Annotated in this window: 20 protein-coding genes and 1 pseudogene; 13 read left to right on the forward strand and 8 right to left on the reverse strand. The window is 61.8% G+C overall.

All coding sequences use genetic code 11. The features are described 5' to 3' along the window. The 3 genes from HZR14_RS06990 to HZR14_RS07000 all read left to right on the forward strand — a co-directional run. Nucleotides 1-5,747 (forward strand): LAGLIDADG family homing endonuclease (locus tag HZR14_RS06990; RefSeq protein WP_220132480.1); only part of this gene is annotated, 5,747 nt, incomplete at its 5' end. A gap of 311 nt (nt 5,748-6,058) precedes the next feature. Continuing rightward, nucleotides 6,059-8,203 carry a helix-hairpin-helix domain-containing protein gene (locus HZR14_RS06995; protein ID WP_181692151.1) on the forward strand — a complete coding sequence of 715 codons (2,145 nt, stop codon included), beginning with the start codon at nt 6,059-6,061 and terminating at the stop codon, nt 8,201-8,203. Nucleotides 8,204-8,408: 205 nt separating this feature from the next. Next, a complete protein-coding gene (locus HZR14_RS07000) occupies nt 8,409-9,536 on the forward strand; it encodes an ORC1-type DNA replication protein (RefSeq protein ID WP_181692152.1) in 1,128 nt (375 codons plus the stop codon). 126 nt (nt 9,537-9,662) lie between these two features. Here HZR14_RS07000 and HZR14_RS14375 read toward each other — a convergent pair whose 3' ends face one another. The 4 genes and pseudogenes from HZR14_RS14375 to HZR14_RS07015 all read right to left on the reverse strand — a co-directional run bounded on the left by HZR14_RS14375 (nt 9,663) and on the right by HZR14_RS07015 (nt 11,847). Next, on the reverse strand, nt 9,663-10,337 hold the full coding sequence (locus HZR14_RS14375) for a Zn-ribbon domain-containing protein (RefSeq protein ID WP_255479190.1): 675 nt from the start codon (nt 10,335-10,337) through the stop codon (nt 9,663-9,665). A 285-nt stretch (nt 10,338-10,622) separates the two neighbouring features. Then, nucleotides 10,623-10,703: pseudogene (locus HZR14_RS14720) on the reverse strand (OapC/ArvC family zinc-ribbon domain-containing protein); the annotation flags it as partial. A 24-nt stretch (nt 10,704-10,727) separates the two neighbouring features. Further along, nucleotides 10,728-11,201 carry a DUF2073 domain-containing protein gene (locus HZR14_RS07010; protein ID WP_181692154.1) on the reverse strand — a complete coding sequence of 158 codons (474 nt, stop codon included), beginning with the start codon at nt 11,199-11,201 and terminating at the stop codon, nt 10,728-10,730. Nucleotides 11,202-11,205: 4 nt separating this feature from the next. Continuing rightward, nucleotides 11,206-11,847: an Era-like GTP-binding protein gene (locus HZR14_RS07015; RefSeq protein WP_181692155.1), complete on the reverse strand. Its 642-nt coding sequence runs from the start codon at nt 11,845-11,847 to the stop codon at nt 11,206-11,208. 1,200 nt (nt 11,848-13,047) lie between these two features. Between HZR14_RS07015 and HZR14_RS07020 the strand changes: the two genes are divergently transcribed. Further along, nucleotides 13,048-14,913, forward strand: a complete 1,866-nt coding sequence (locus HZR14_RS07020; RefSeq protein WP_305080127.1) for a Cdc6/Cdc18 family protein — start codon at nt 13,048-13,050, stop codon at nt 14,911-14,913. Between the two features lie 379 nt (nt 14,914-15,292). Next, on the forward strand, nt 15,293-16,096 hold the full coding sequence (locus HZR14_RS07025) for a DUF7089 family protein (RefSeq protein WP_181692156.1): 804 nt from the start codon (nt 15,293-15,295) through the stop codon (nt 16,094-16,096). Between the two features lie 547 nt (nt 16,097-16,643). Here HZR14_RS07025 and HZR14_RS07030 read toward each other — a convergent pair. After that, entirely contained in the window at nt 16,644-17,435 is a 792-nt protein-coding gene (locus HZR14_RS07030; RefSeq protein ID WP_181692157.1) for an alpha/beta fold hydrolase, read from the reverse strand. A gap of 82 nt (nt 17,436-17,517) precedes the next feature. On the opposite strand from HZR14_RS07030, the gene HZR14_RS07035 reads away from it, so the two are divergent. The 3 genes from HZR14_RS07035 to rpiA all read left to right on the forward strand — a co-directional run bounded on the left by HZR14_RS07035 (nt 17,518) and on the right by rpiA (nt 19,821). Then, complete coding sequence (locus HZR14_RS07035; protein WP_181692158.1) at nt 17,518-18,615, forward strand: aminotransferase class V-fold PLP-dependent enzyme; 1,098 nt, start codon at nt 17,518-17,520, stop codon at nt 18,613-18,615. A gap of 105 nt (nt 18,616-18,720) precedes the next feature. Beyond that, nucleotides 18,721-18,879: a DUF7563 family protein gene (locus HZR14_RS07040; RefSeq protein WP_011322121.1), complete on the forward strand. Its 159-nt coding sequence runs from the start codon at nt 18,721-18,723 to the stop codon at nt 18,877-18,879. A 240-nt stretch (nt 18,880-19,119) separates the two neighbouring features. Further along, entirely contained in the window at nt 19,120-19,821 is a 702-nt protein-coding gene (rpiA, locus tag HZR14_RS07045) for a ribose-5-phosphate isomerase RpiA (protein ID WP_181692159.1), read from the forward strand. 190 nt (nt 19,822-20,011) lie between these two features. On the opposite strand, the gene HZR14_RS07050 is transcribed toward rpiA, so the two are convergent. Next, nucleotides 20,012-20,179, reverse strand: a complete 168-nt coding sequence (locus tag HZR14_RS07050) for a DUF1931 domain-containing protein (protein ID WP_181692160.1) — start codon at nt 20,177-20,179, stop codon at nt 20,012-20,014. Between the two features lie 338 nt (nt 20,180-20,517). Here HZR14_RS07050 and HZR14_RS07055 point away from each other — a divergent pair, with 338 nt between their 5' ends. Together HZR14_RS07055 and HZR14_RS07060 are read left to right on the forward strand one after the other, a co-directional pair. Then, entirely contained in the window at nt 20,518-20,685 is a 168-nt protein-coding gene (locus tag HZR14_RS07055; protein ID WP_181692161.1) for a DUF7563 family protein, read from the forward strand. A 235-nt stretch (nt 20,686-20,920) separates the two neighbouring features. After that, on the forward strand, nt 20,921-21,175 hold the full coding sequence (locus HZR14_RS07060; RefSeq protein ID WP_181692162.1) for a GIY-YIG nuclease family protein: 255 nt from the start codon (nt 20,921-20,923) through the stop codon (nt 21,173-21,175). Between the two features lie 15 nt (nt 21,176-21,190). On the opposite strand, the gene HZR14_RS07065 is transcribed toward HZR14_RS07060, so the two are convergent. After that, on the reverse strand, nt 21,191-21,640 hold the full coding sequence (locus HZR14_RS07065) for a universal stress protein (RefSeq protein WP_181692163.1): 450 nt from the start codon (nt 21,638-21,640) through the stop codon (nt 21,191-21,193). Nucleotides 21,641-21,763: 123 nt separating this feature from the next. Further along, on the reverse strand, nt 21,764-22,285 hold the full coding sequence (locus HZR14_RS07070; protein WP_181692164.1) for an archaemetzincin family Zn-dependent metalloprotease: 522 nt from the start codon (nt 22,283-22,285) through the stop codon (nt 21,764-21,766). 39 nt (nt 22,286-22,324) lie between these two features. Here HZR14_RS07070 and HZR14_RS07075 point away from each other — a divergent pair, with 39 nt between their 5' ends. The 3 genes from HZR14_RS07075 (at nt 22,325) to npdG (ending at nt 24,396) form a co-directional block, all read left to right on the forward strand. Then, nucleotides 22,325-22,729 carry a UPF0146 family protein gene (locus HZR14_RS07075; protein WP_181692165.1) on the forward strand — a complete coding sequence of 135 codons (405 nt, stop codon included), beginning with the start codon at nt 22,325-22,327 and terminating at the stop codon, nt 22,727-22,729. Next, the gene (locus HZR14_RS07080; protein WP_181692166.1) at nt 22,726-23,595 is read left to right on the forward strand and encodes a TIGR01548 family HAD-type hydrolase; all 870 of its coding nucleotides are present in this window, start codon (nt 22,726-22,728) and stop codon (nt 23,593-23,595) included. The genes HZR14_RS07075 and HZR14_RS07080 overlap by 4 nt, the downstream gene beginning before the upstream one ends. A 132-nt stretch (nt 23,596-23,727) precedes the next feature. Beyond that, the gene (gene npdG / locus HZR14_RS07085) at nt 23,728-24,396 is read left to right on the forward strand and encodes an NADPH-dependent F420 reductase (protein ID WP_181692167.1); all 669 of its coding nucleotides are present in this window, start codon (nt 23,728-23,730) and stop codon (nt 24,394-24,396) included. The last annotated feature ends 101 nt before the right edge of the window (nt 24,397-24,497 follow it).

A 24,497-nucleotide genomic window follows, 5' to 3' on the forward strand; every position in this document is an offset into this window, starting at 1 on the left:
GCAGCCCCGACGGGGCGGACGGAGCGGGGATAGCGGAGAATGACCGCAAAGGCCCACCCAGACCCGAACCGAAAGAGAAGTTCCTCAGGGACCTCATCGCCGGCCGCCCGGTGTTCGGCCATCCCTCCGAGGAGGGCGGCTTCCGGCTCCGGTATGGCCGGGCACGAAACCACGGCTTCGCGACCGCGGGTGTCCATCCGGCGACGATGCATCTCGTCGACGACTTCCTCGCGACCGGTACCCAGATCAAGACCGAACGCCCCGGTAAGGCCGCCGGGGTGATCCCGGTCGATACGATAGAGGGGCCGACGGTCCGGCTTGCGAACGGTGACGTCCGTCGGATCGACGACCCGGCGGAAGCGTTGGAAATCAGAAACGGCGTCGAGGAGATCCTCGACCTCGGTGAGTACCTCGTCAACTACGGCGAGTTCGTCGAGAACAACCACCCGCTCTCACCGGCAGGGTACGCCCCGGAGTGGTGGAAGCGTGACCTCGAAGCCGCGGGGGCGGACGTCCAGGCGCTTTCGGACTCTCCGCGCGTCGATCTCGAACACCCCGATGCCGGGCAAGCGCTTGAGTGGGTCGAGGCGTACGGTGCGCCGTTGCATCCCGAGTACACGTATCTGTGGCACGATCTCGACGTCGATCGGTTCGAGGCGCTCGTCGAGGCGGCGAGCGCCGGCAGTTGGGCGGAAGCCGACGGGGCGACGATGGGGACACGGCGAAGCGGCAGCGATCGAACGCTCGTAGTCGAACACACCGAGCCAGTCCGGGAGGCGCTCGAGGTCCTGCTCGTCGAACACGAACAGGGCGAGGGGACGCTGACGATCCCGGACGCGGTCCCGTTCGTCCGGTCGCTCGGGTTGACTGACGACCTCGAACGGACGTGGACGGAACTCCCGGTGGCAGCCCGGCGGTGGGACGGCGGGGAAAACGCGATGAAGGCCGTCAACGCGGTCGCACCCTTCGAAATCAAAGAGCGGGCTCCGACCCGGATCGGCTGCCGGATGGGCCGGCCCGAGAAGTCCGAAAAGCGCGACCTCTCGCCGGCCGTCCACAGCCTGTTTCCGATCGGCGAGACGGGCGGCCCACAGCGGAACGTCGCCGAGGCCGCCAAACACGCCGATTCGATGCAGGACACCCCCGGCGAGTTCGAAGCGCAGGTCGGCCGACGGCGATGTCCCGCCTGTTCGGGGTCGACCTTCCGGGCACGGTGTCCCGAGTGTAACACCGTCACTGAACCGCACTACGTCTGTTACAATTGCGGCATCGACGTCGAACCGGACGAGGCCGGACGGGCGATCTGTCCGAACTGCGAGAGCGAAGCCGACGCCGTCCAGCGGACGACGATCGATATCGACGAGGAGTACCGATCAGCGCTCGAGAACGTCGGCGAGCGCGAGAACGCCTTCGACGTGCTGAAGGGAGTCCAGGGGCTCTCCTCGGAGCACAAGGTCCCCGAACCGATCGAGAAGGGCATTCTGCGGGCGAAGAACGGCGTCTCCTCGTTCAAGGACGGGACCGTCCGCTACGACATGACGGATCTACCGGTCACGTCGGTTCGGCCCGCCGAACTGGACGTCTCGGTCGGCCAGTTGAAATCGCTGGGCTACGAGGAGGACGTCCACGGCCAGCCGCTGACCCACGAAGAACAGCTGATCGAGCTACGCGTCCAGGACGTGGTGCTCTCCGATGGGGCGGCAGAACACATGCTCCGGACCGCCGACTTTGTCGACGACCTCCTGGAGCAGTACTACGGGATGGAGCGATACTACGAGGTCGAGACCCGCGAGGACCTGATCGGCGAGTTGGTCTTCGGGATGGCCCCCCACACCTCCGCCGCGGTCGTCGGGAGAGTGATCGGGTTCACGTCGGCCGCCGTCGGATACGCACATCCGTACTTTCACGCCGCGAAACGTCGGAATTGCTTCCATCCAGAGACGAAACTCTGGTACGAGGACGACGACGGCTGGCATCATCGGCGGGTCGAGACGCTGGTCGAATCGCGACTCGAGGATCCCGAATCGGATGATTTCGGGACGCTAATACAGGAATTGGATGGCGAGGTATCGGTTCCCTCACTGACCGAAGATGGTGAGCTAGTTCAGAAATCGGTTACTGCAGTATCCAAACATGCGGCCCCGGAACATATGGTCCGGGTAGAGACGCGGAGCGGGCGCGAAATGATCATAACGCCGGATCACGAGATGCAGGTTTACGACACCGATACGGAAACAGTAGTTGGGAAGCGTGCCTCGGAGTTGTCCGAAGAGGATCATTTGGTGACGCCCCGACATCTCGATGTAATCGACTCCAAACCGGCCACCTTCGATTTGTTAGAGGAGTTTCTCCACCTCGATTCAGTACCGACTGATCGGCTGATGATCGAAGGGATGTCGAAGTCGGAACTCTACGACATATTCGAAGAAGTGCTCAGTAACGACTGGGATGGTCGATTCTATCCGTTGAAAAGCACTGCTGAGTATCTTGGAATAAGTAAAAAGTCTTTAAGTAACTATCTGTACAGAGAACGGATCCCGGTCACGTTGTTACTGGAGATCTTCGATGACGTGAGTGATCTCCTTGAAACGCTTCCGGAGACTGTCTCGCTCGGTCTTCGTCGTGATTCAACTTCGATCGATCGGACTGTCGAACTAAACGAGCGAGTTGCAACGCTCTTGGGATACTATGCTGCCGAAGGGTTTACACGGGAACAAGAAACTCCTAAGGGAACAATTCAGCAGACGACGATATGCGGGACAGAAGCGCAAGCCCGGGAGTTCTATCTCGAATCGCTCGAATTGGCGTTCGGTGTCGAACCGTACGTCGAAAACGACGCGAAGATCACCGTATCCGGTCGACTGCTACGGATCTTCTTCGAGGATGTACTTAACGCTGGGGCTGGTGCAGCGAATAAACGAATTCCGGAGTGCATACTTCGAGGAGATAGTGGTATCCTGAGCGCGTATCTCAGTGGATACTTCAGCGGGGACGGTAGCGTTGAAGACGGAAGACTCGTGATTAACGCGACGACGGTCAGTCAAGAATTAAAAGAAGACCTGTTCGGAGCGCTCACACGATTGGGGATTAAAGCACGGGTCGATACGCAAACCCCGATTCGACTCAAAAAGAACTTCCCCGAGTACTATGACGAGGATGATGAAACTAGATCCGCAGTCCATTACGTGTTGACGATCTCTTCAGATGATACGGTCAAATTTTATAATGACATTGGGTTCCACCTTACTCGGAAACAAATCGCCCTATCGACACAAGTGGAAAACATTCCAGCTCGTAGCCAACGTGTTTTCGACGGTGGTTCAGACGATGTCTTCGTTGAGAGCATTGATACGGTCGAGTACGAACAGGCAGATCTAGATGCCGTGTACTGTCTTACCGTCACCGAGACCAACGCATTAATCGCGAATGACGTGGGGACAAAGCAGTGCGATGGAGACGAGGATTGCGTGATGCTGCTCATGGACGGGATACTTAACTTTTCGAAGACGTATCTACCGAATCAACGGGGAGGCAGCGTCACGGAGGATTCCCGGCTTGTCGCCGTCGATCCCGACAACGAGATCCAATTCCTCACGTTCGACGAGTTCTGGGACGAACTGGAGACACCCGTCCACCACGACGGGAAGTTCGAAAAGAAACTCGTTGAAGATTCGGGCTGGCAGACGTATGTGTTCGACGAAACGCATCGATCCGGGTTGAAACCGATAGAACGGGCGATCAGATACGGAGCGGACGACGGGGAAACACTCCTACGGATCTCGACGCAGTTCGGCCGATCGTTGGAGATCACCGAACATCACAGTCTCTTTAGATATGAGAACAGCATCGAAGAAGTCGCCGGGGGCGAACTTGAACCCGGAGATCTAATCCTCGCACCCCGTGAACTCGGCGTTGAGGAGACCGAACGGACGATCGACGTCGTCGACTGTCTCGACGATCCGTACGTCGTCATCGACGACCACATCGAAGACCTGCTTAGAACCGCATGGGAATCGACGAATAATGGGAGCCCGACGCACAAAGCGTTCTACAACGGGCTTTCACATCGACTCTCCAAGAACAAGATCCCGTTCGACCGGCTCGTTGGAATCCTCGAAAAGGCTGGGTTCACGCTTTCGGAGGATATCGAGATCGCATTATGGGGTGCTACGGACGGTATCCAGCGAAGGATATCGATCGACGAGGAGTTCGCGTGGCTTTTGGGGATGTTCGTCGCCGAAGGATCGCTTTCAGGGGTGAATCCGACCCTTTTCAATTCCGATAGATCACTCATCGACCGTGTGGTCAGTGCGACAGAGGCGAGCCTCGGTATCGAACCAACAGTCAAGTGGTCGAACGAATCCTATCGGGTGACGTTCCCCTCGGTGTTCCGGGAAGTGTTGTACGAACTCGGGTTCGAAGATCGTGAATCGTACAGCTCGAGCGAGAAAATAATCCCGGATGTGATCCTCCGAGCGCCGGAAGAAATCGCGCTCGCCTTCGTACGCGGGTTCGTTTCCGGTGACGGGAGCGAGTCGTCGGACGATAACTACACAGGCATCCGCTTTCACACGACCAGCGAACAGGTCAAAGACGGTTTCGTTTTCCTGTTGCATCGGTTCGGTCTCGTTGCAAACGTCTCGCGTCGGGAGCGGGACGAATCCAGACAGCCGATATTCGATGTTTCCGTCTCCGGCGGCGCGTCCGATAATCCCCTCCGCCGTGTTTTGAATGGCGACGATCCGTATCATCCGAAGAGCCTCGTCGTGCGTATCCCGGACGCGTTGATGGAGATCCGCAAGATGGATATCGAAGGGATAAGACAACTGATTCCGAAGTATCTCAAGCGGAGAGAGAACGTCTCCCAGGAGAAACTCGGCGAGATGGTGGCGGAGATCGATTCACTCGATCTTCCACCGGAAGCCAGGGAGAAGCTGGACGAGATTCGTCCGCTCGTCGACGGAGATCTCTCGTACCTCCGGATTACGGACATCGAGGAGATCGACTACGACGGGATGCTGTACGATCTTCAAGTCGGTGGCGAGCCGATCTTCACTGCGAACTGGCTGTACGCACACAACTCCATGGACGCGCCCCTGGTCATGTCCTCCCGCATCGACCCGGCGGAGATCGACGACGAGGCCCACAACATGGACATCGTCTCGGAGTACCCCCGCGAGTTCTACGAGGCGACACGGGAGATGGCCGACCCGGGCGAGGTCGAAGACCTGATCCGGATCGGCGAGGACACGCTGGGGACAGACGAGCAGTACCGCGGGTTCGAGCACACCCACGACACCGTCGACATCGCGGCGGGGCCGGATCTGTCGGCGTACAAGACGCTGGGTGATATGATGGAGAAGATGAACGCCCAACTGGAACTCTCCCGGAAGCTTCGGTCGGTCGACGAGACCGACGTAGCCGAACGGGTCATCGAGTACCACTTTTTGCCCGACATCATCGGGAATCTACGGGCGTTCTCGAGACAGGAAACGCGGTGTCTCGACTGTGGCGAGAAGTTCCGTCGGGTGCCGCTGACGGGGGATTGCCGGGCGTGCGGTGGACGAGTGAATCTCACAGTTCACGAGGGATCGGTGAAGAAGTACATCGATACTGCGATCCAGGTCGCGGAGGAGTACGGCTGTCGGGAGTACACGAAACAGCGGCTCCAGATCTTGGATCGGGCCGTCGAGTCGGTGTTCGAGGACGACACGAACAAACAGAGCGGGATCGCGGACTTCATGTAGCCATCGGATCGGGCTGCAACACATAGTGTAGCTGTCGGACCGGGATACGACGGTCCCAGTAGTGTCTGAGATGACGGTCCCAGTAGTGTCTGGGACTCGCGATTCGCGTGCGTGCGAGATGGAATCCGACAGAGACGGACCGTGTGGAGAACGAAATCCGACAGAGACGGACCGTGTGGAGAACGAAATCCGACAGAGACGGACCGTGTGGAGAACGAAATCCGACAGAGACGGACCGTATGGGAGCCGACTGAATCGAGCGCGAAGACGAGCGATGGGGTTTTGCCACAGGGAGACACAGAGGGCGGTAGATGGAGTTCGAGGGATTGGAGTCGATCCCCGGCGTGGGCGCAAAGACGGCCGATCGGCTGGCCGAACTCGACGACCCGGTCGGGGCGGTGTCGGAGGGTGACGTCGCACGGATCGCCCGCGCACCGGGGATCTCGGAGGGGCGGGCCGCCCGAATCGCCCGGGCTTCGATTCGCCAGCGTCACGGGGACTCGGGGACGTTTCTCGCAACCGATCGTGCCGAGGAGCTGTACGAGTCGATTCTCGGGCTGTTACAAGAGCGGGCGGTCACGTCGTACGGGCGAAAGCGGCTCGAAACGCTGTACCCCAGCGCATCGGCCTCTCGGATCGAGGAGGTTCGGTCGTTCGCGAAGGACGCGGTCGAGCGGGAGCCGACCCCGGAACTGCTGGAAGCTCTCTCGGACGTCGAACCGCTGGAATCGCCGGAGGTAGTCCGCGTCAGAGACCGGTGTCTGGCGACGAGTAACGCAGAGACGTACGCCGAGGCGACCGACGAGATGCCGGAGCTGAGCGTCGAGTTGGTCGACGATACCCGGGACGTCTCGGATCTCGCCCGCGGGTACTCGACAGTCGTGGTACTCGACGAGGCCTTCGCCGGGATCGAACTCGAGGGTGACGCCGACGTGCGGGTGGAGCCGGACGCGCTCTCGGAGCCGGCGGCCGTCGTACCCGAGCGGACGCTCTCGTTTTTCGCCCGGAACAGGGGTCGGTTGCTCGCGGCGGCGGCGGTTCACCGGACGGTGTCAGCGGGGGGTAATACCGAGGGACCGAGAAACGATACCGCAGCGCCGGTGGACGACACTGGAACGCCGGCGAGTGACATCAAAGGATCGGCGAGTGACACCAAAGGGTCGGCGGGCGACGGCCTATTGGGAAGCGATCACGGGACGTCGCTCGACGTCGAAGCGCTCGAACGTGCGCTGGAGCGGCTGACCGAGGAGGGCGGTGTCGACGATGACGAGCGGTTGTGTGCGCTTGAGACTGCGATCGACGACCTGGATGCCGCCGTCTCGATGGCCGAAGGGGTCGCCAACGACCGCCTCCGGGCGGCGATCGAGGAGCGGGACGTGACGATCGAGGGGGCGGACCTGCTCTCGCTTGTCGAACGCGGAGCAGGGGTCGACTCGCTTTTGAAACGCGAACTCTCCGAGGAGTTCGCCGAGGCGATCGAGGCGGCCCGCGAACGGCTCGTCGACGCGGTCGGAGTCGACGACTACGAGTCGCTGGCGCGGGGGGCGTTCCCCGAGGAACCGACGTTTCCGGTCGAGCACGACGAGCGGGTGATCGACCGGCTCCGAGAGGAGTTGAGCGCCGACCGCGACCGGCGGGCAACGCGCCTGAAACGCGAGATGGCCGAGGAGTTAGATGGGTTACGCAGGCCGGCTGAGGCGCTTGTCGACGCCGCTTTGGAGCTCGACGTCGAACTCGCGGTCTCGCGGTTCGCCCGGGAGTTCGACTGCACGTTCCCTACCTTCGAGGGAAGTGGGGTTGTGATCGAGGGGGGACGATCCCCGATCCTCGACATCGGCTTCGAGGACGTCGAGCCGGTCGACTACGGGATCGAGGGCGTCTCGCTTCTGTCCGGCGTCAACAGCGGGGGGAAGACATCGACACTCGATCTGGTCGGGACGGTCGTCATCGCGGCTCAAATGGGACTGCCGGTTCCGGCCGACTCGGTTCGAACCCGCCGGTTCGAGGCGTTACACTACCAGGCGAAGACGCAAGGAACTCTCGATGCCGGGGCCTTCGAGTCGACGCTGCGGGAGTTCGGATCGCTGGTCGAGGGGGCCGAGGGACGGCTGGTGTTAGTCGACGAGTTGGAGTCGATCACCGAACCGGGTGCGAGCGCGGTCATCGTAGCTGGGATCTTGGAGGCGATGGCCGAGAGCGACTCGACGGCGGTGTTCGTTTCGCACTTGGCGAGGGAGATACTCGACGCGACCGACGCGGACGCGGACGTGAGTGTCGACGGGATCGAGGCCGTCGGGTTAGTCGACGGGGAGTTGCAGGTGAACCGATCGCCGGTCAAGGACCATCTGGCGCGATCGACACCGGAGCTCATCGTCGAGAAGTTGGCCGATGAAGGGGAGAACGATGGAGAGTTCTACTCGGCACTGTTGGAGAAGTTCGAGGAGGATAGCGGCTGATTCGGTCCGTATACCGACGCCGGCATCGGGATATATTGTGCCGGTTCATACGAGCGTGGGTTCATACGAGCGTGGGTTCATACGAGCGTGGGTTCATACGAGCGTGGGTTCATACGAGCGTGGGTTCATACGAGCGTGGGTTCATACGAGCGTGACGTCTTCACGCCCGAAGGCTTAACATGGTGCGCAGCGTGGTGAAAGTGAAATGGCCGACGACGACATGCTCTCGTGGGACGAGTCGGTGTTCCGCGACGAGCACGTCCTCGAACTCGATTATTTGCCGGACGCGTTCCATCATCGTGACGAGCAAATGGAGACGCTGAAGTACGCGCTCAGACCGGCAGTTCGTGGGTCGCGGCCGCTCAACGTTATGGCCAGAGGACCGCCGGGGACCGGCAAGACGACTGCGGTACAAAAGCTGTTCACCGAGTTGAGAAACGTCGGGGACATCGAGGTCGTCCGGGTGAACTGTCAGGTCGACTCGACCCGATACGCGGTCTTTTCGCGGCTCTTCGAGGGGCTCTTCGAGTACGAACCGCCAGCATCGGGGATCTCGTTTAAGAAGCTGTTCGGACAGATCACGGATCGGCTGGTGGAAAGAGACGAGGTGTTGATCGTTGCCTTGGACGACGTGAACTACCTCTTTTATGAAAGCGAGGCGTCGGACACGCTGTACTCGTTATTGCGAGCCCACGAGGCCCACTCGGGGGCGAGAATCGGCGTCATCGTCGTCTCTTCGGATCTCGATCTGGACGTGATCGAGGAACTCGATACCCGGGTACAGTCCGTGTTCCGACCCGAAGACGTGTACTTTTCCGCCTACGGGGAGCGGGAGATCGTCGATATCCTCACTGAACGGGTCGAACGTGGATTCCGCGAGGAGGCTGTCGGGACGCAAGTACTCGATCGGGTGGCGGGCTATACCGCCGACAGCGGGGGGGATCTCCGGGTCGGGATCGACCTCCTCCGGCGGGCCGGGCTGAACGCTGAAATGCGCGGATCGATCGAGGTCGGCGTCGAAGATGTCGATTCCGCATACGAGAAGTCGAAATACGTCCACCTCTCCAGACATCTCGGGGGACTCTCCGAGTCCGAATCGGCACTGATCAGGGTGCTTGCGGACCACGGCGGCGAGCGGGCGGGGAAAGTCTACGACGCGTTCAGCGACGCGACAGGGCTCGGGTATACGAGGTACTCGGAAATCGTGAATAAGCTCGAACAGCTCGGACTTATCGATACGGAGTACACGGAAGTCGATGGCCGGGGACGGTCGCGTGCATTGTCGTTGTCCTACGATGCCGACGCAGTGCTGGATCGGCTCGATGAGGAGTGATCGGCTCGATGAGGAGTGATCGGCGGAGGTGAGGGGTGATCGGTGGAGGTGGGATCCGATGAATCAGAGGACAGCAAAACGGTTGGTCGGTGGAAAATAACGGATTCGAGTGAGCGAATCGAGAAATCACCGGTCATCCGGGTCCTCGCCGATCCACTGCTCGGGGACCTGAATAACGTATCGCCCGTTCTCTTGGAGGGCGATGATGTATTCCTCACGGTCGTAGAGCTCCATCAGATTGAGTTCGTACTGACCGGGTTCGAGAATCTTGATCGATTCGAATTGATCGTTCAGCTGTTCGCGAAGATCGGCGAGATCGGGGTCATCACCGGTCGGTTCGCTGACGACCTCGCCGTCTGCGGAAGACCTCGGTGTTTCCGTCGAGTGGGAGCCCGAGGCCAGTTCTGCTCCGTCAGTCGGAGGGGAGGACGCAGGATCGGCCCCGTCAGTCGGAGGGGAGGACGCAGGATCGGCCCCATCAGTCGGTGGAGAGGACGCAGGATCGGCCCCATCAGTCGGTGGAGAGGACGCAGGATCGGATCGGTCGGCTGATGTGGTGGATGTGGGATCGGCTGCATCGACGGCTGTATCCATTGACCGATCGTCGAGTTCCTTGGGGGAGACGACGTCCGAACGAGCGCTCGTCTGGGCGAGGTCCTCGCCCCGGTCGGTCGTTTGGTTTGCATCGCGGCGGGCATCGGCATCGATGATGTCGTCGTTCTTCGTGGTGTTAGCCGTCCGTCCATGTGGATCGTTGCTCCAGCCGTCGGGCCACTCTGCGTCCGGATCGGGGTCGGCCAAGTCGGTGGGCGATCCTGATCGGTCCGTATTGGAGGGTGGGTCGGGATTAGAAGAGACGAGATCACGGAGTTGGGTCGTCGCCCGGCCGACGGTTTCAGCGACCGAGGAGGAGGTCCGGTCTGGGGGACTCGATTCCGGGGAGTCCGATTCCGGGGAGTCCGATTCTGGAGAGCCCGATTCCGGGGAACTCGAAGTATCTTCGACAGAATGCCCATCGGTGGAGGATCCATCAACAGAGGCTCTATCGGAGGCTGTTTTTGACGGTCGGAACTGGAACGTATTGCCGCCGCAGTTCGGACAGCCCGATAGCATCTTTTTCGAGCCGTCCTCGAAAGTGTGACCGCAGCCGGTACACTGGTGTGGCATTGTGGTAAGGGTGGGGGTTGGATATCAGGTCCGCGTTATTAGCGTGCTGATGAGTTTCTCGTCCTTGTGGAGCGTCTCGATACGGTTCGCCGGGCCGATGACGGTGAGTTTGTTGGGATCGTCACGACCGATAAGCCGGCCGAGGAAGCCGCTGTCACTGCTTCCCTCGCCGGGGTAGCTTTCGATTTCGATCCCTGTGAAGCCGTCGGGATTGATTTCGGACATCGTCACCTCAATGAGTTTGGACTCCTCTTCGGGGTCGAGACCCTGCTCGAGGATGACGATGTTGCCGTCGTGGACGCCATCGAGGATGAGGCGGATCTTTTCCATCGTCCGCATCCCGTCCATGCGTTCGGCGCTTATCATATCGATTTGGATCCCGTCGATGCTGGGGTTATCACCGGATTCTCCGTCGGGGTCGGTCGGGTTGTCGTCGGAGGATGGATCCTGCTCTGGGTTCGGGTCGTCTACGTTGTCGTCTGCGGTTATTTCGGGCATGGTATCACCCGAAGTACTCCGCGATCTTATCGTATACTTCGTCCATGTTGTCTCCTTCGAGTGCGGACAGCGGTACCGTCTCGTGTTGTGGAAACGCGTTTGCGATCCGCTGGACGTTCGCTTCCTCCAGATCGATCTTGTTCGCAAAGATGAGTACCGGGAGGTTCTGGCTCTCGATGATCCCGATGAGCATCGTATTGACCTGCGTGAACGGATCATCCGCGGAGTCGAGGACGTAGATCACACCGTCGACGTCCTCTCTAAGCCAGTGCATCGCTTCGGCGACCCCCTCGGTCGCCTCCCGCGACCGGCGGACGGCGTCCTCCTTTTCGATGTCGTGTTCGAGGAACTCGTTGTAATCGACTTTGGTCGTGACGCCGGGTGTGTCGACGACGTCGATCGTGACCGACTTGCCGTTGCGCTTGATTTCGACGTTTTCTTTGCGGCGGGCACGCCGGGTCTCGTGGGGAACGTGGCTCTCCGGCCCCACAGCGTCTCCGGTCCAGTCCCGAGCGATGCGGTTGGCTAAGGTAGTTTTTCCGGCGTTGGGCGGCCCATAGATGCCGATTCGTTTCGGCTCGCTCCCGGCAAAGAGACTCGACGTGGCGCGAGAAATGCTTGACTTGAGGCTTGTTAACAATCCCATATCGTCCTCCCACGGCCCCGATTTCGACTCGAAATCGGAGTCGCTCTGCACGTAGTACCATACCGCATACACTTAATTGTGTGTCAGACGAGCGTCGGACGAAGGTGTCGCCGAGAATTAATCGCGGGTGTCGATCAAAGTCAACAGTCACAGTCGAGAGTAAATCAACAGTCACAGTCGAGGTCCGGTCCAGTCTCACGGACGGTCCGGTCTCACGGACGATCCGCTCCGCATGGCTCGGTGTTCAATGGCTCTGTTTTGCTCTGCTTTTTGTTCGGTTGTCCGTCGTGCCCCCCATCCCCTTTGTTTCGTGTGGAACAGGCGTTTGGAGAGGTGGGGTTGTCGAGCGGGCGCTAACGGCGGGGTGGGGGGTACTAGGTTTGTCAAGTTTAAAGCTAGAGATTACTAGAAAATAGTTCTAATCTAGGTTAATACTAGTTATTAGAACGAATAATCTAGTTAGACACTAGCTACTCTTCTCTAGTGCGGGTTTGGTTTCGACCACTTAGTAATAAATGTTTCCTTGCAAGAGTCAGGCGTCTCGCCTTCACCCCCACCCTCCCGTTTCTTGTTCCACACGAAACAAAGGGGTCGGGGGGTACCAACCCCCGTTTCGGGTGGATCAACTGCAAAGATATGAAGACAGCTGGATTGGGATGTCACGAGACATACAGCGGAAGACGTACCAACCTTCGAGATACCCGTCGGTGAATCGTCGGGATGTTCGTCAGCGTCGACTCCCCACGTCGAGACGGGCCGTAGTAGAGATCCAATCAAAAATCGAAACCCATTGTACGTCTCCGGTCGTTCGGTGGGGTGTTGTGATCACATGCAGTGTGGCGGACTGTCGCTACAGGCTATCGCTACAGGCTATCGCTACAGGCTATCGCTACAGGCTATCGCTACGGACCATCGCTACGGACCATCGCTACAGATTGCTACAGACGTGTAAATGCGCGTGAATTATAATCGGAGGAATGAACGGAGAAATCGGAGGAATGAACACGGAAGAACGAACAGGTGTACTCGGCTGAACTATAGAAAAACTTAATGCGCTGTTCGACCATCAATTCGACTGCATCAAGTGGACAATAGAGTACGCCCTATATATACATCCCCGAGGCTTAGGCTCTATACCTTCGCTTTCTCACACCCTGCGGGGTGCGTTCCACACGAAATGAAGGGGTATTTGACGGGATAATGTACGACGACACTGGAAACGGAACGGCGGAAACCCCGGTCGAGGAGGACCGTCCAACCGAAGAATCGGATTCGGACTCGAGCACGGACGATACCACATATCAGCCGGAATCTTCGACGGAGGCGTCGGATCTACCGCCACAGCCGTCCGATTCTCCAGTTGAAACAAAGGGGTATGCCCGATCTACGAGTGGCAACGATGATCCTGGTGAGGAAGTCGATGCTACCGACGACACAGACGGGACCAACGACACAGACGGGACCAACGACACAGACGGGACCAACGACACAGACGGGACCAACGACACAGACGGGACCAACGACACAGACGGGACCATTGGCGCAAACGGAATCGATGGCTTCTCCGGGGACGTAGACTTGGAGGACCTTGATCTCGATGCGGGTGACGGGGACGATAACAGTCCCGATAACGACCCCGACGGCCTCGACGACTCCGACGACCCCAACGAGGCTGACGAGGCGTCTCGGGGACTGTTCGACGATCTCCTCGAAGGGGAACCAATCTTCGAAAACAAAGAGGTTCTCCGTCCGTCCTATACGCCGCACAAACTTCCCCATCGTGAAGAGCAAATCAACAACATGGCGACGATCCTCGTCACCGCGCTCCGGGGTGATACACCCTCGAACATCCTGATCTACGGCAAGACCGGAACCGGGAAAACGGCCAGCGCGAAGTTCGTCAGCGAGGAACTCGAAACGACCTCTGAAAAGTACGAAGTACCTTGTGACGTCCAATACATAAACTGCGAGGTGACCGATACGCAGTATCGCGTCCTTGCACAGCTCGCAAACAAGTTCATCGAACAAAACGAAGCCTACATCGAGAACCGTCTCGGGGAACTCGTCGACCTCCGAGATGCGGCGGCGGAGGACCCGAACGAACTCGCCGATACCGACTTCGGCAGCGTCGCCGCCGTCGAAAACGAGATCGCTACCCTCGAAGCTGACCTCGAGGAGTTTGACCCCGTCCCGATGACCGGATGGCCGACGGATCGGGTCTACTCGACGTTCTTTGACGCCGTCGACTATCACGAGCGCGTGGTCGTCATCATGCTCGACGAGATCGACAAACTCGTCGAGAAATCCGGTGACGACACGCTGTATAACCTTTCGCGGATGAACTCCGAACTCGAGAACTCTCGGGTCTCGATCATGGGGATCTCGAACGATCTCAAGTTCACCGACTTCCTCGATCCGCGGGTCAAATCCAGTCTCGGCGAGGAGGAGATCGTCTTCCCGCCCTACGATGCGACCCAACTCCGGGACATCCTCCAACACCGCGCCGAGATCGCGTTCAAGTCGGCTATCCTCTCGGAGGACGTCATCCCGCTGTGTGCTGCCTTCGCCGCCCAGGAACACGGCGACGCCCGACGAGCGCTCGATCTCCTCCGAACGGCGGGCGAACTCGCCGAACGCGACCGAACCGAGACCGTCGAGGAAAAACACGTCCGCAAAGCCCAAGAGAAGATCGAACTCGATCGGGTCGTCGAGGTCGTCCGGACGCTCCCCACGCAGTCGAAACTCGTCCTCTATGCGACGATCCTCTTAGAGAAGAACGGGGTCCACAACATCAACACTGGCGAGGTATTCAACATCTACAAACGGCTCTGCCAAGAGATCGATGCCGACGTTCTCACCCAGCGCCGCGTCACCGACCTCATTAGTGAACTCGATATGCTCGGGATCGTCAACGCCATCGTCGTTTCGAAGGGACGATATGGCCGGACGAAGGAGATCAACCTCTCGGTCCCCCTCGACGAGACGGAGGCCGTCCTCCTCTCCGACTCCCGTATCGGCCAACTCGAGGACGCACAGCCGTTCGTTCAAGCCCGCTTCGACAACTGAGACAGTCTGGGTATACCGACGTACTGAACAGAGGAACAGTACTGGCCCAACGGCAGTGAGATCGGTCCCGTCCCAACGGCAGTGAGATCGGTCCCGTCCCAACGGCAGTGAGAACTGGACCGCCCTGACGCAGTCTCGCCACCGAAAGCGGGGTTTTTCCTCCTTCAGCGCTCGCGAGCGTAGCCCCTCGGCTTCGCGTGGACCCCGAGCGCAGACCAGCCGGATTCCCTCGAGCGAATTCGCCAGGGACAAACTGAAGAACTTAACACGTCTCCCGCAGAAACCTGGATATGAGCCAGCCCACCAACGTCGTCCTCGGCACCATCGGCATCGCGGTCGTCGTCGGCCTCGTATTGCTTGCCGGCATCGTCGTCGCCTGATGTTCGAGGAGCGATCCCTGTCCGGTGAACTCGACGACGTCAGAGCCACGCACGCACCGTCGGCCCTCGTCCTCGACGTCCAGCGGGACTTCGAGACGCTCCCGTCCTCCGTCGCCGAGAGCGTACTCCCGGTCGTCGACGGGGTCGACCCCTCGAGCTACGACGAGTCGTGGATCCCCGAGGGCGCCCCGGAGACGCTTTATCACGTCGCCAGCGACGAGTTTACCATCGGCGCGCCCGGCGACGGCGGCGTCGCCTGGACCCGACAGACCGATCCACCGATCGTCCTCCTCAAGCCCCGCCTCGAGGGGTCGCCCGAGGGATTCATCGACTTTCTCGTCGCCGAAGCCCTCGTCGAGGTCGGCCTCGACGCCCCCGAGCATTTCCTCGGATTCTTCGGCGCGGAGTACCGCTCGCTCGTCGACGCGACTCCGCTTTCCGCCGCGGACACCTACCAGCTCGCGGCCGCCCTCTTGGCTGCGTACGTCGGCCGCACGACGCGTTCGGTCTTCAGCGAGTGGGAGGCGACCGCTCCGAGACTGCATGAGGAGTGGGTCGACGCCGGCGAACGACTCCGTCCCCGTCTCGGGGACCTCTCGCGGGACGTCGCGTTGGGTCGGACGGCCTTTCCCGATGCCGCCGAACTCGCCTGCAGCGCGATCAAACACGATATCGAGGTTCCGACGCCGTTCGAGGCCCTCGATACCGCCGCTTACGACCGGTACGGTGCCGAGTTCGCGGTTCGGTGGGCCGAGAAGACGTTCGATGCCCTCGACGGAGACGGCGACGGGAACGGGAGTTAGGCGGAGACGGCGACGGGAACGGGAGTTAGGCGGAGACGGCGACGGGAACGGGAGTTAGGCGGAGACGGCGACGGGAACGGGATACGATGTCCCCCTCGCGGTGAACGGCGGCCGTCGGTCTCCGAGAAGAGTGGTGTGAATGCGTACCTGCTTGGCCCGTGTGGGCGATTTAGCCATTTGATGGTGGCTCACGGCGAAGCCGTCCACCTATTGCGGTCGTCGACAAAACACTCACGCTTGAATCGGCCAGAAACCACCCCACAATAGCCGCAGCAGGCCACACACCTCCCCAACCGATTGCGCTGCTCGCTTGCTCCCTACGGTCGCGGCGCTTTGCTGCTCATCCCTCGCACGGGGATTCGGTGCCGGCCCTCGGACGTGTCGGCTCGCTCCCGCTCGCCGCCCGCCTCGGGCACGGCTTCGAGCGCGCGCCACGGTGATCGAGCCGATAGCCGGTACTACGGTGATCGAGCCGATAGCCGGTACTACGGTGATCGAGCCGGCGGCCGAACCACCGTCATGCCGACGTCACTCCGTCGCTGCTCCGTTATCGGCGCTGTGCCCCCGTGGCCTCTACGTCCCGTACGAAGCCGTCGATCGCGTCCGTCACGGCAGGGGCGGATTCGACGTAACAACATCGCCTTCCCTCGACGGGCTCGAACCGTCCGTTCGGTAGTCCTGCGGCCAGTTTCTCGCCCGCCTTCAGCGGAACGACGGGGTCGTCGACGCCGTGGCAGACGAACGCCGGAAGCGTCAGTTCGTACAGCGGGCCGGCCTCAAACCCGACAGCGGCCTCGCAGTGGCGTTTCAGGGCCTCCCCGGTCGCGTCCTCCTCGCGTCGCCATCCCGTAATCCGTTCGTCCAGATCCGTCTCCGCGAGGAACCGATCGGTGAACCCGGCCGACAGCGAGCCCTCGAACCCAGCCGGATCGGACGGATGCAGCGCCGACAGCGCCTCCCGATCGATCCGGTCGCCCGAGGCTGCCGCGCCGAGAAGCGACAACGACCGCGCACGCCCGTACTCGCGGGCGTACCGGAGCGCGACCATCCCGCCCAGCCCCGCCCCGACGAGGTGGACGCGTCGAACGCCGGCGTCGGCGAAGACCGCCTCCAGATCGGCCGCAAACCGATCGACCGTGTACGGTCCCGACCGGTCTGAGCCGTCCGTCCCGCGGGTGGCGTGAACGATCGTCCGATACGGTCCCGTGAGTTTCGGGGCCTGCCAGCCCCACACCCACGGGCCGAACCCGACGTCCGGGATGAACGCGACCGCGGGTCGATCCTCCTCCCCCGAGTGTTCGTAGCGAAGCGTCGCCCCCTCGACCGTGATCGTCGCCATACACGGACTCACGGGCCGGGACGTATAGCGTCTTTCCGACGGCGATACACAGGACTTTCCCGCCACCGCCCGAACGTCGGGTATGGATCCTGCCGCGCTCCGTGCGGACATCCCCGCCTGCGAGTCGTGCGCGTACCTGAACACCGGTGCGAGCGGCCCGAGCACCCGCTCCGCCGTCGAGGCGGTCACCGAAGCCCAGCGCCGCCACGAGTTCGACGTCTCTGAGACGGATCACTACACCGCCGCCGCTGATCTCCTCGACGAGGCTCGTGAGACCGTCGCAAACCACATCGGCGCTCGGCCCGAGGACGTCGCGTTGGTCGCCTCGACCGGCGACGGGATCAGCCGGATCGCGAACGCGATCGACTGGGAACCCGGCGATCGGGTCGTCAATACCGACCTCGAACACCCATCCGGCGTACTTCCGTGGCGACGGCTCACGGAGGCCGGCGTCGAGGTGACGACACTTCCGTGTCCGGACGGTCGCCTCCCGATGGACGCCTACCGCGAGGCTGTCGCCGACGCCACACTCGTCTGTCTGAGCTCTGAGAGCTGGATCCACGGGACCCGGCTCTCGGTCGAGACAGCCGTCGATATCGCTCACGACGCCGGGGCCGTCGTCGTCGTCGATTCGGTCCAGACCGTCGGCCAACACCCGATCGACGTCGCCGAGTGGGGTGCGGACGTCGTCTGTGCATCGGGCCACAAGTGGTTGCTCGGGCCGTGGGGTGCCGGCTTCCTGTACGTCGATCCCGACACCCTCGACACGTTTCGCCCCCGCCACATCGGCTACCGAAGCGTGACGGATCCGAACGGCGAGGGACTCGAATACCACTCCGATGCGAGCCGATTCGAGGTCTCCACGACCTCGGTCGCCCCCTATGCTGGCCTGATCGACGCGATCGAAACGATCGAGGCGATCGGACTCGGGACGATCGAGACCCACATCGAACGGCTGACAGACCGGCTCAAAGCCGGCCTCGGCGATCGTCTCGTCTCGCCTGTCGAGTATGAGTCCGGGCTGGTCGTCTTCGAGGTCGACGACCCGGGAGCGTTCGTCGGTCGGGCGAATGACGCCGGGATGATCATCCGGGATCTCCCCTCGGGCGACGTCAGAGCGTCGGTTCACGCGTTCAATACGGCCGCCGAGATCGACCGGCTGCTCGGACTGATACAATAACGGTCCCGAGGTAGGCGAATGCATCCGGGGTAGGCGAACGTGTTCTCCAGGCTCGACAGCCCTTGCCACACTATTATTATGTAGCTCGCGTCCGTCAGTATTCACATGCCGGAATGTCAAAACTGCGGCGCGTTCGTGACGGCAGCGTACGCACGGGTTTTTACGCCGAACGGCGTCGAGAACCCGCGCGTCTGTCCACAGTGTGAAGACAAGATCCGCGATGGATCGGACGTCCGCGAGGCGCGTTCGACCCGCCGCACGTAACTTTTCGCTCCGGTTCGATCCAGCGATCGACGGTTGGCCCTCCAACGTCCTGTCGTCGATTTTGACCCGATGGATACGCACTCGACCCGATGGACACGCACTCGACCTGATGGATACGCACTCGACCCGATGGATACGCACTCGAACCAGTCGATACGTTCTGTCCCCGCAGTATACGTCCGATTCAAGTGCCCGGTTCACACCACAAGTGCTTTTTCGGGCTCGGTCCGAGGCTTGCACATGAAACGGTCCGGCGGAACCGAGCTCCAAAAGCGCCTCGCCGGCGAACACGCCGCCGACGCGGTCTCCGACGGGGACGTCGTCGGCCTCGGAACCGGCTCGACGGCCGCGGCAGCCATCCGCGCGCTCGGCCGTCGGGTCGACTCGGGACTCGACGTCCGGGCGATTCCGACGTCCTACCAGTCCCGCGCCCTCGCCCGTGAGACGGGGATTCCGTTGACATCCCTCGATGAGGCGACACCCGACGTCGCCATCGACGGTGCCGACCAGATCGCGGGTCTGGATCGTCCCACTCCGCCCGTTCTTATAAAAGGTGGCGGCGCGGCCCACACCAGCGAGAAACTCGTCGACTCGGCGGCTGACCGGTTTCTCGTCGTCGCCGATCCGACGAAACTCACGGATCGCCTCGATGCTGCGGTACCCATTGCAGTCCTCCCCGACGCCGTTCCGGTCCTCGAGCGACGACTGTCGGCGCTGGGCGGCGACCCGACGCTTCGAGCCGCCGAACGGAAGGACGGGCCGGTCGTCACGGACAACGGCAACCTCGTGATCGACTGTGCGTTCGGACCGATCGACGATCCGGGATCGCTCGCAACCGAGCTCTCGGGGTTTCCGGGCGTCGTCGAACACGGCCTGTTCGTCGGGCTCGCGGACGGCGTCTACGTCGGTACCGACGACGGCGTGAACACGTATCGGCCGTAATCCTCCGTTTCACTCCTCCGTGGGGCCCTTTTATTAGCTGCCAGGGCGAATATTCCAGGGGCCTGTCCCCGAGGCTCCCCGTTCCCGTACTTTGGGGCCTGTCCCCGAGGCTCCCCGTTCCCGTACTCCGGGGCTCTGTCCGCGACGCGGCCGCTACTGGCCCGAAAATAAAACGTGAATAGAGTCGGCCTTACAGGTCGCGCGGCTGGACCGTCTTCCGGTCGTTCTCGTCGGCGCGACGTGCGGCGTCCTCGAGGAGTCCCTCGACTTCCTCGTCGAGCGCATCGTAGAAGTCCGAAGCAACGTTCATGTCATCGAGCGCTTCCTTTACGGCGGCTTTGACGATCAGGTCTGCCATACAGTCGGCGGTTTTGCCGGGGCACTTATATACTTTCCCAAAAGGATGCGGCGTAGTCGCTTCTACCGGCCGTTTAGCTGAAAATAGGCGCCTTCGAAACCGTCCGTTCCCGTCCGATTCGGTAATGTGTCGTGTGCGCGTGACCGTTCCGGTCGGCTCACGGTTCCCCTTCGAGCGGACCCCTGTCGCCTCGCGGCCGCACTTTGTCGCCACCGGGTCGTGTTTCGACCGCACTTCAACCCCGCGAATCCGGACGTTTGATACCATATGACGAGAATATTAGTGTCGCCGCGCCCTTTCGATATATACTGACGAGGTGACCCCTCGTCGAGGACAGAATGCCCAACTGCGACTACTGTGATGCGCACGTCTCGGACCGGTTCGCCCGTGTGTTCGCGGACGAGGACGGACGCGTGCGTGCGTGTCCGAACTGCTCCGCGAACGCCGGCATCGCCGAGGTATCGAGAGACCGCGCACACGAGTCGAAGAGCTACACACACGAGTAGCGGCCACCGTGCCGCCAGTGCTGCGGCCGTCCGGACTCGACGGCGGGCGTCGGCCGGACGCCAGCCACCGGACGCCAGCCACCGGACGCCAGCCACCGGACGCCAGCCACCGGACGCCAGCCACCGGACGCCAGCCACCGGACGCCAGCCACCGGACGCCGGGTTCCGACTTCGGTCGCCGGAGCTCCCGTCAGGTTCACCGTCTCTTTGTGTCGGCACCCCGAAGCGGCTAGCGATGTCTTCCGAGAGCGGCCACTACGTGTACGTCCTCGAGTGCGCCGACGGTTCGTTTTACACCGGCTACACGACCGACGTTGAGCGCCGCGTCGCCGAACACGATGCCGGCGAGGGTGCGAAATACACCCGCGGTCGGACGCCCGTCGAGTTGCTCTACACGGAATCGTTCGGGAGTCGATCGGCTGCGATGCGCCGTGAACACGAGATCAAGGGCTTCTCGCGGACTAGAAAAGAACGGCTCGTTCTGGGATAGCGCCCCGTTTGGCCGTCACGCCGCTGCTCGAATCGTCACGACCGGGACTGGACTCTTTCGGACGACCTTTTCCGCCACGCTTCCGATGACCACCCGCTCCGCCCCCGACCGGCCGTGGGTCCCCATCGCGATCCCGTCGATTCCCTCCGCCTCGACGTACTCCAGGATCTCCTCGACCGGCAGGCCGTACTCGATCGTATCGACGACGTCGAGGCCGTGTTCTCCGCACAGTTCGGCGATCGCGTCGATCGACTCCCTCGCTTCCTCCTTTTGTTCTTCGAGGATCTCTCCGTGTCCGGCCGATGCCGGTTCCGGCCCGGCGCTGAACCTCCCCAGGGGGACTGGTTCGACGACGTACAGTATGTGTACCGACGCGTCGTGCTCGGCGGCCAACTCTACTCCCTTCTCGGCGGCCGCCCGTGACTGGTCGCTTCCGTCGATCGGAATGAGGATTCGTTCGAACATGCGTGTACATCAGCAACACGGGTCACAATATAGTTCAGCATTCTTCTCACCATCTCGGATCCGGTCGCGGGCGCATACGTCCTCGACGGGCGAACTCGACGGGCGATCACCGGCCGGCAAGGATCACAAAACGAGTCGCTGACAGCTACCGCAGAGGTTCTCCTCTTTCACGTCGACTTCGCGGACGGTCGGTGAGAAGTTCATCACACAGCGGGAGTTATCGCAGTGTTCGAGCCCGAGCGTGTGGCCGATCTCGTGGACGACCTCCTTGCGGACCCGGTCGGCGAAGATGTCACCCGCGGGTCGCTCTGAGAACCCGCCGTCCGAGGAGGTCTGGAGTCGGTACGTGGAGATGACCGAGCCGTTCCCGGAGAGATACGCGAGGCCGAAGACGTAGTTCCGTCGTCGGTAGTAGAGATCGTGCGGCGTGACCGCGATGTTCTTTTCGCCGCTGCCGATCCGACCCGCGAGTTCGATGAATTCCTCGGCGCGGTACTGTTCACGCCCGGCGTCGTATGCGCCTTCGGGGACGGGCTGGCTGTCGTGGATTGTTACTTCGCAGTCGTAGACGGAGCGCAGCCCGCTGGAGGCTTCCCGCTTTACTGCCGCGGGAAGGTCGCCGACCGGCACGATATCGACGTGCATGGGAAAGCATTAGATACCGTTGCTGATAAACATCTCGACGTGAACACCGATCCGAACACCGCGCTCGTCGGCCGGCTGTCTCGGTACGACGATCTCGTCGAGGTGGGCGTCGGCACCCGCCCGGCGGTCGCGGCCGGACTGACCGAACGTGGCTGTCGCGTCGTCGCGACCGACGTCTACGACCGCCCCGTGCCGAGCGCCGTCCGGTTCGTCCGCGACGACGTGACAGACCCCGATCCGTCGATCTACCGCGGTGCCGACGCGGTGTACGCGCTGAACTGTCCGCCCGAACTGCAGCGCCCCCTCGCGGACGTCGCTCACACGGTCGGGGCGGACTGTCTGTTTAGCACTCTCGGGGCCGATCCGTCGGTCATCGACGCCGTTCCGGAAACGCTTTCGGTCGGGACGCTGTTTCGACTCAACACACCCTCTACTCCAGCATGAACGTCGACGCAGTCATCCTCGATATCGACGGCGTATTGGTCGACGTTGCCGACTCCTACCGCCGGGCCATCGTCGAATCGATCGAATACGTCTACGGCGATACGATCGAGTACGACGACATCCAGCTGTTCAAGGACGCGGGAGGGTTCAACAACGACTGGGAGCTGACCTACGCGGCGGCGCTGTACGTCCTCGCCTGTCGCGAGAAACCGGGGCTGAGCATCGAGACCTACACCGGTTTGATCGCCGCCTCTGGGGGTGGCCCCACGGCGGCAGAGACCGCCATCGCCGACGAACTCGCCCCGGCCTCCCGCGAGCAAGTCCTCGACGAGTGGGATCGCGACCGCCTCCGGGACGTCTTCCAGCAGCTGTACTTGGGCGGTGACCTCTACCGCCGTCTGGAGGGCGGCGATCCCGATCCCGATCTCGACCGCGAGGGGTTCATCAACGACGAACCCGTGTTGCTCACGCCCGATACCCGCGAACGGCTCGGGACGTGGCCGCTCGGGATCATCACCGGCCGCCCGGCCGTCGAGGCCGAAATCGCCCTCGGCCGCGTTGGCCTCGACGTCCCCGACGAGCACTGCTTTACGATGGACAACTGGGAAGAGGGGAAACCGAACCCCAACGCCTTGATCACCCTCTCGGAGCGCCTCGACGCGGTTCGCCCGGTCTTCGTTGGCGACACCTTAGACGACATCCGAACGGTCACGAACGCCGTCGAGGAGGACCCCGGCCGGACGTTCCACAGCGTCGGCGTCCTCACCGGCGGGCTCTCCGGCGAGGAAGGCCGCCGGAAGTACCGCAGCGCCGGTGCCGACGTTATCGTCGAGTCGATCAACGACCTTCCCGACCTATTGAGCTGATCGGCTTCGCCCCCCGGTTGAGACATCGACGGGCTGACTTCCACGTTGAGACATCGACGGGTCGATCTCCGACCTGGGGGCAACCCTATCCGGTCACACAACGGTTAACCCTCGCTTGCCCGACGTACGGGTATGCGAATCGCACTTCTCGGCGGCACCGGAGACATCGGAGCGGGCCTCACACTTCGGTGGGGCTTCGATACGACCCACGAGCTCCTCGTTGGCTCCCGCGATCCGGAAAAAGCCCGGACGAAGGCCGACGAGTACGAGACCGAACTCGCGAGTCGGGGCGTCGAGACGACGATCAAAGGGTTCGAAAACTCGATGGCGGCCGACCGCGCCGACGTCGTCGTCTTGGCGGTGCCCGCCTACCACCTCGTCGACACCGTCGAGTCGATCGCGGACCGCCTCGACGGCGATACCGTCCTCGTCTCGCCCGCGGTCGGGATGAAACGCGACGAGTCGGGCTTTCATTACAACCGCCCCGGCGCCGGTAGCGTCGCTGCCCTCGCTGCCGGGGCGAAACCCGCTACCGTGCCGCTCGTCGGCGCGTTCCACAACCTCCCGGCCGGCGGGCTCGCAGACCTCGATCGGACCTTCGAGTGGGACACGCTCGTCTTCGGGGACGACGAGGACGCTAAATCGACCGTCGTCGACCTCGCCGCCGAGATCGATGGGCTCCGCCCACTCGATGTCGGCGGCCTCGACAACGCTGCCGAGGTCGAGTCGGTCACGCCGCTTTTAATCAACGTCGCAAGGGAGAACGACGGCATGCACGACCTCGGTGTTCGGTTTCAGTAGCCTTCGAGACTCATATCGTGCTTTTGAGACTCATATCGTGCTTTTGAGACTCATATCGTGCTTTTGAGACTCATATCGTGCTTTTGAGACTCATATCGTGC

This window comes from Natronomonas salinimetallica (genome assembly GCF_013839515.1).
Classification (GTDB): domain Archaea; phylum Halobacteriota; class Halobacteria; order Halobacteriales; family Haloarculaceae; genus Natronomonas.

Excerpts from the sequence above, each read along its gene's own strand:
- HZR14_RS06995 (WP_181692151.1), top strand. The coding sequence starts at position 6,059 with ATGGAGTTCGAGGGATTGGAGTCGATCCCCGGCGTGGGCGCAAAGACG.
- HZR14_RS07000 (WP_181692152.1), top strand. The coding sequence starts at position 8,409 with ATGGCCGACGACGACATGCTCTCGTGGGACGAGTCGGTGTTCCGCGAC.
- HZR14_RS07010 (WP_181692154.1), bottom strand. The coding sequence starts at position 11,201 with ATGCCCGAAATAACCGCAGACGACAACGTAGACGACCCGAACCCAGAG.
- HZR14_RS07015 (WP_181692155.1), bottom strand. The coding sequence starts at position 11,847 with ATGGGATTGTTAACAAGCCTCAAGTCAAGCATTTCTCGCGCCACGTCG.
- HZR14_RS07020 (WP_305080127.1), top strand. The coding sequence starts at position 13,048 with ATGTACGACGACACTGGAAACGGAACGGCGGAAACCCCGGTCGAGGAG.
- HZR14_RS07025 (WP_181692156.1), top strand. The coding sequence starts at position 15,293 with ATGTTCGAGGAGCGATCCCTGTCCGGTGAACTCGACGACGTCAGAGCC.
- HZR14_RS07030 (WP_181692157.1), bottom strand. The coding sequence starts at position 17,435 with ATGGCGACGATCACGGTCGAGGGGGCGACGCTTCGCTACGAACACTCG.
- HZR14_RS07035 (WP_181692158.1), top strand. The coding sequence starts at position 17,518 with ATGGATCCTGCCGCGCTCCGTGCGGACATCCCCGCCTGCGAGTCGTGC.
- HZR14_RS07040 (WP_011322121.1), top strand. The coding sequence starts at position 18,721 with ATGCCGGAATGTCAAAACTGCGGCGCGTTCGTGACGGCAGCGTACGCA.
- rpiA (WP_181692159.1), top strand. The coding sequence starts at position 19,120 with ATGAAACGGTCCGGCGGAACCGAGCTCCAAAAGCGCCTCGCCGGCGAA.
- HZR14_RS07050 (WP_181692160.1), bottom strand. The coding sequence starts at position 20,179 with ATGGCAGACCTGATCGTCAAAGCCGCCGTAAAGGAAGCGCTCGATGAC.
- HZR14_RS07055 (WP_181692161.1), top strand. The coding sequence starts at position 20,518 with ATGCCCAACTGCGACTACTGTGATGCGCACGTCTCGGACCGGTTCGCC.
- HZR14_RS07060 (WP_181692162.1), top strand. The coding sequence starts at position 20,921 with ATGTCTTCCGAGAGCGGCCACTACGTGTACGTCCTCGAGTGCGCCGAC.
- HZR14_RS07065 (WP_181692163.1), bottom strand. The coding sequence starts at position 21,640 with ATGTTCGAACGAATCCTCATTCCGATCGACGGAAGCGACCAGTCACGG.
- HZR14_RS07070 (WP_181692164.1), bottom strand. The coding sequence starts at position 22,285 with ATGCACGTCGATATCGTGCCGGTCGGCGACCTTCCCGCGGCAGTAAAG.
- HZR14_RS07080 (WP_181692166.1), top strand. The coding sequence starts at position 22,726 with ATGAACGTCGACGCAGTCATCCTCGATATCGACGGCGTATTGGTCGAC.
- npdG (WP_181692167.1), top strand. The coding sequence starts at position 23,728 with ATGCGAATCGCACTTCTCGGCGGCACCGGAGACATCGGAGCGGGCCTC.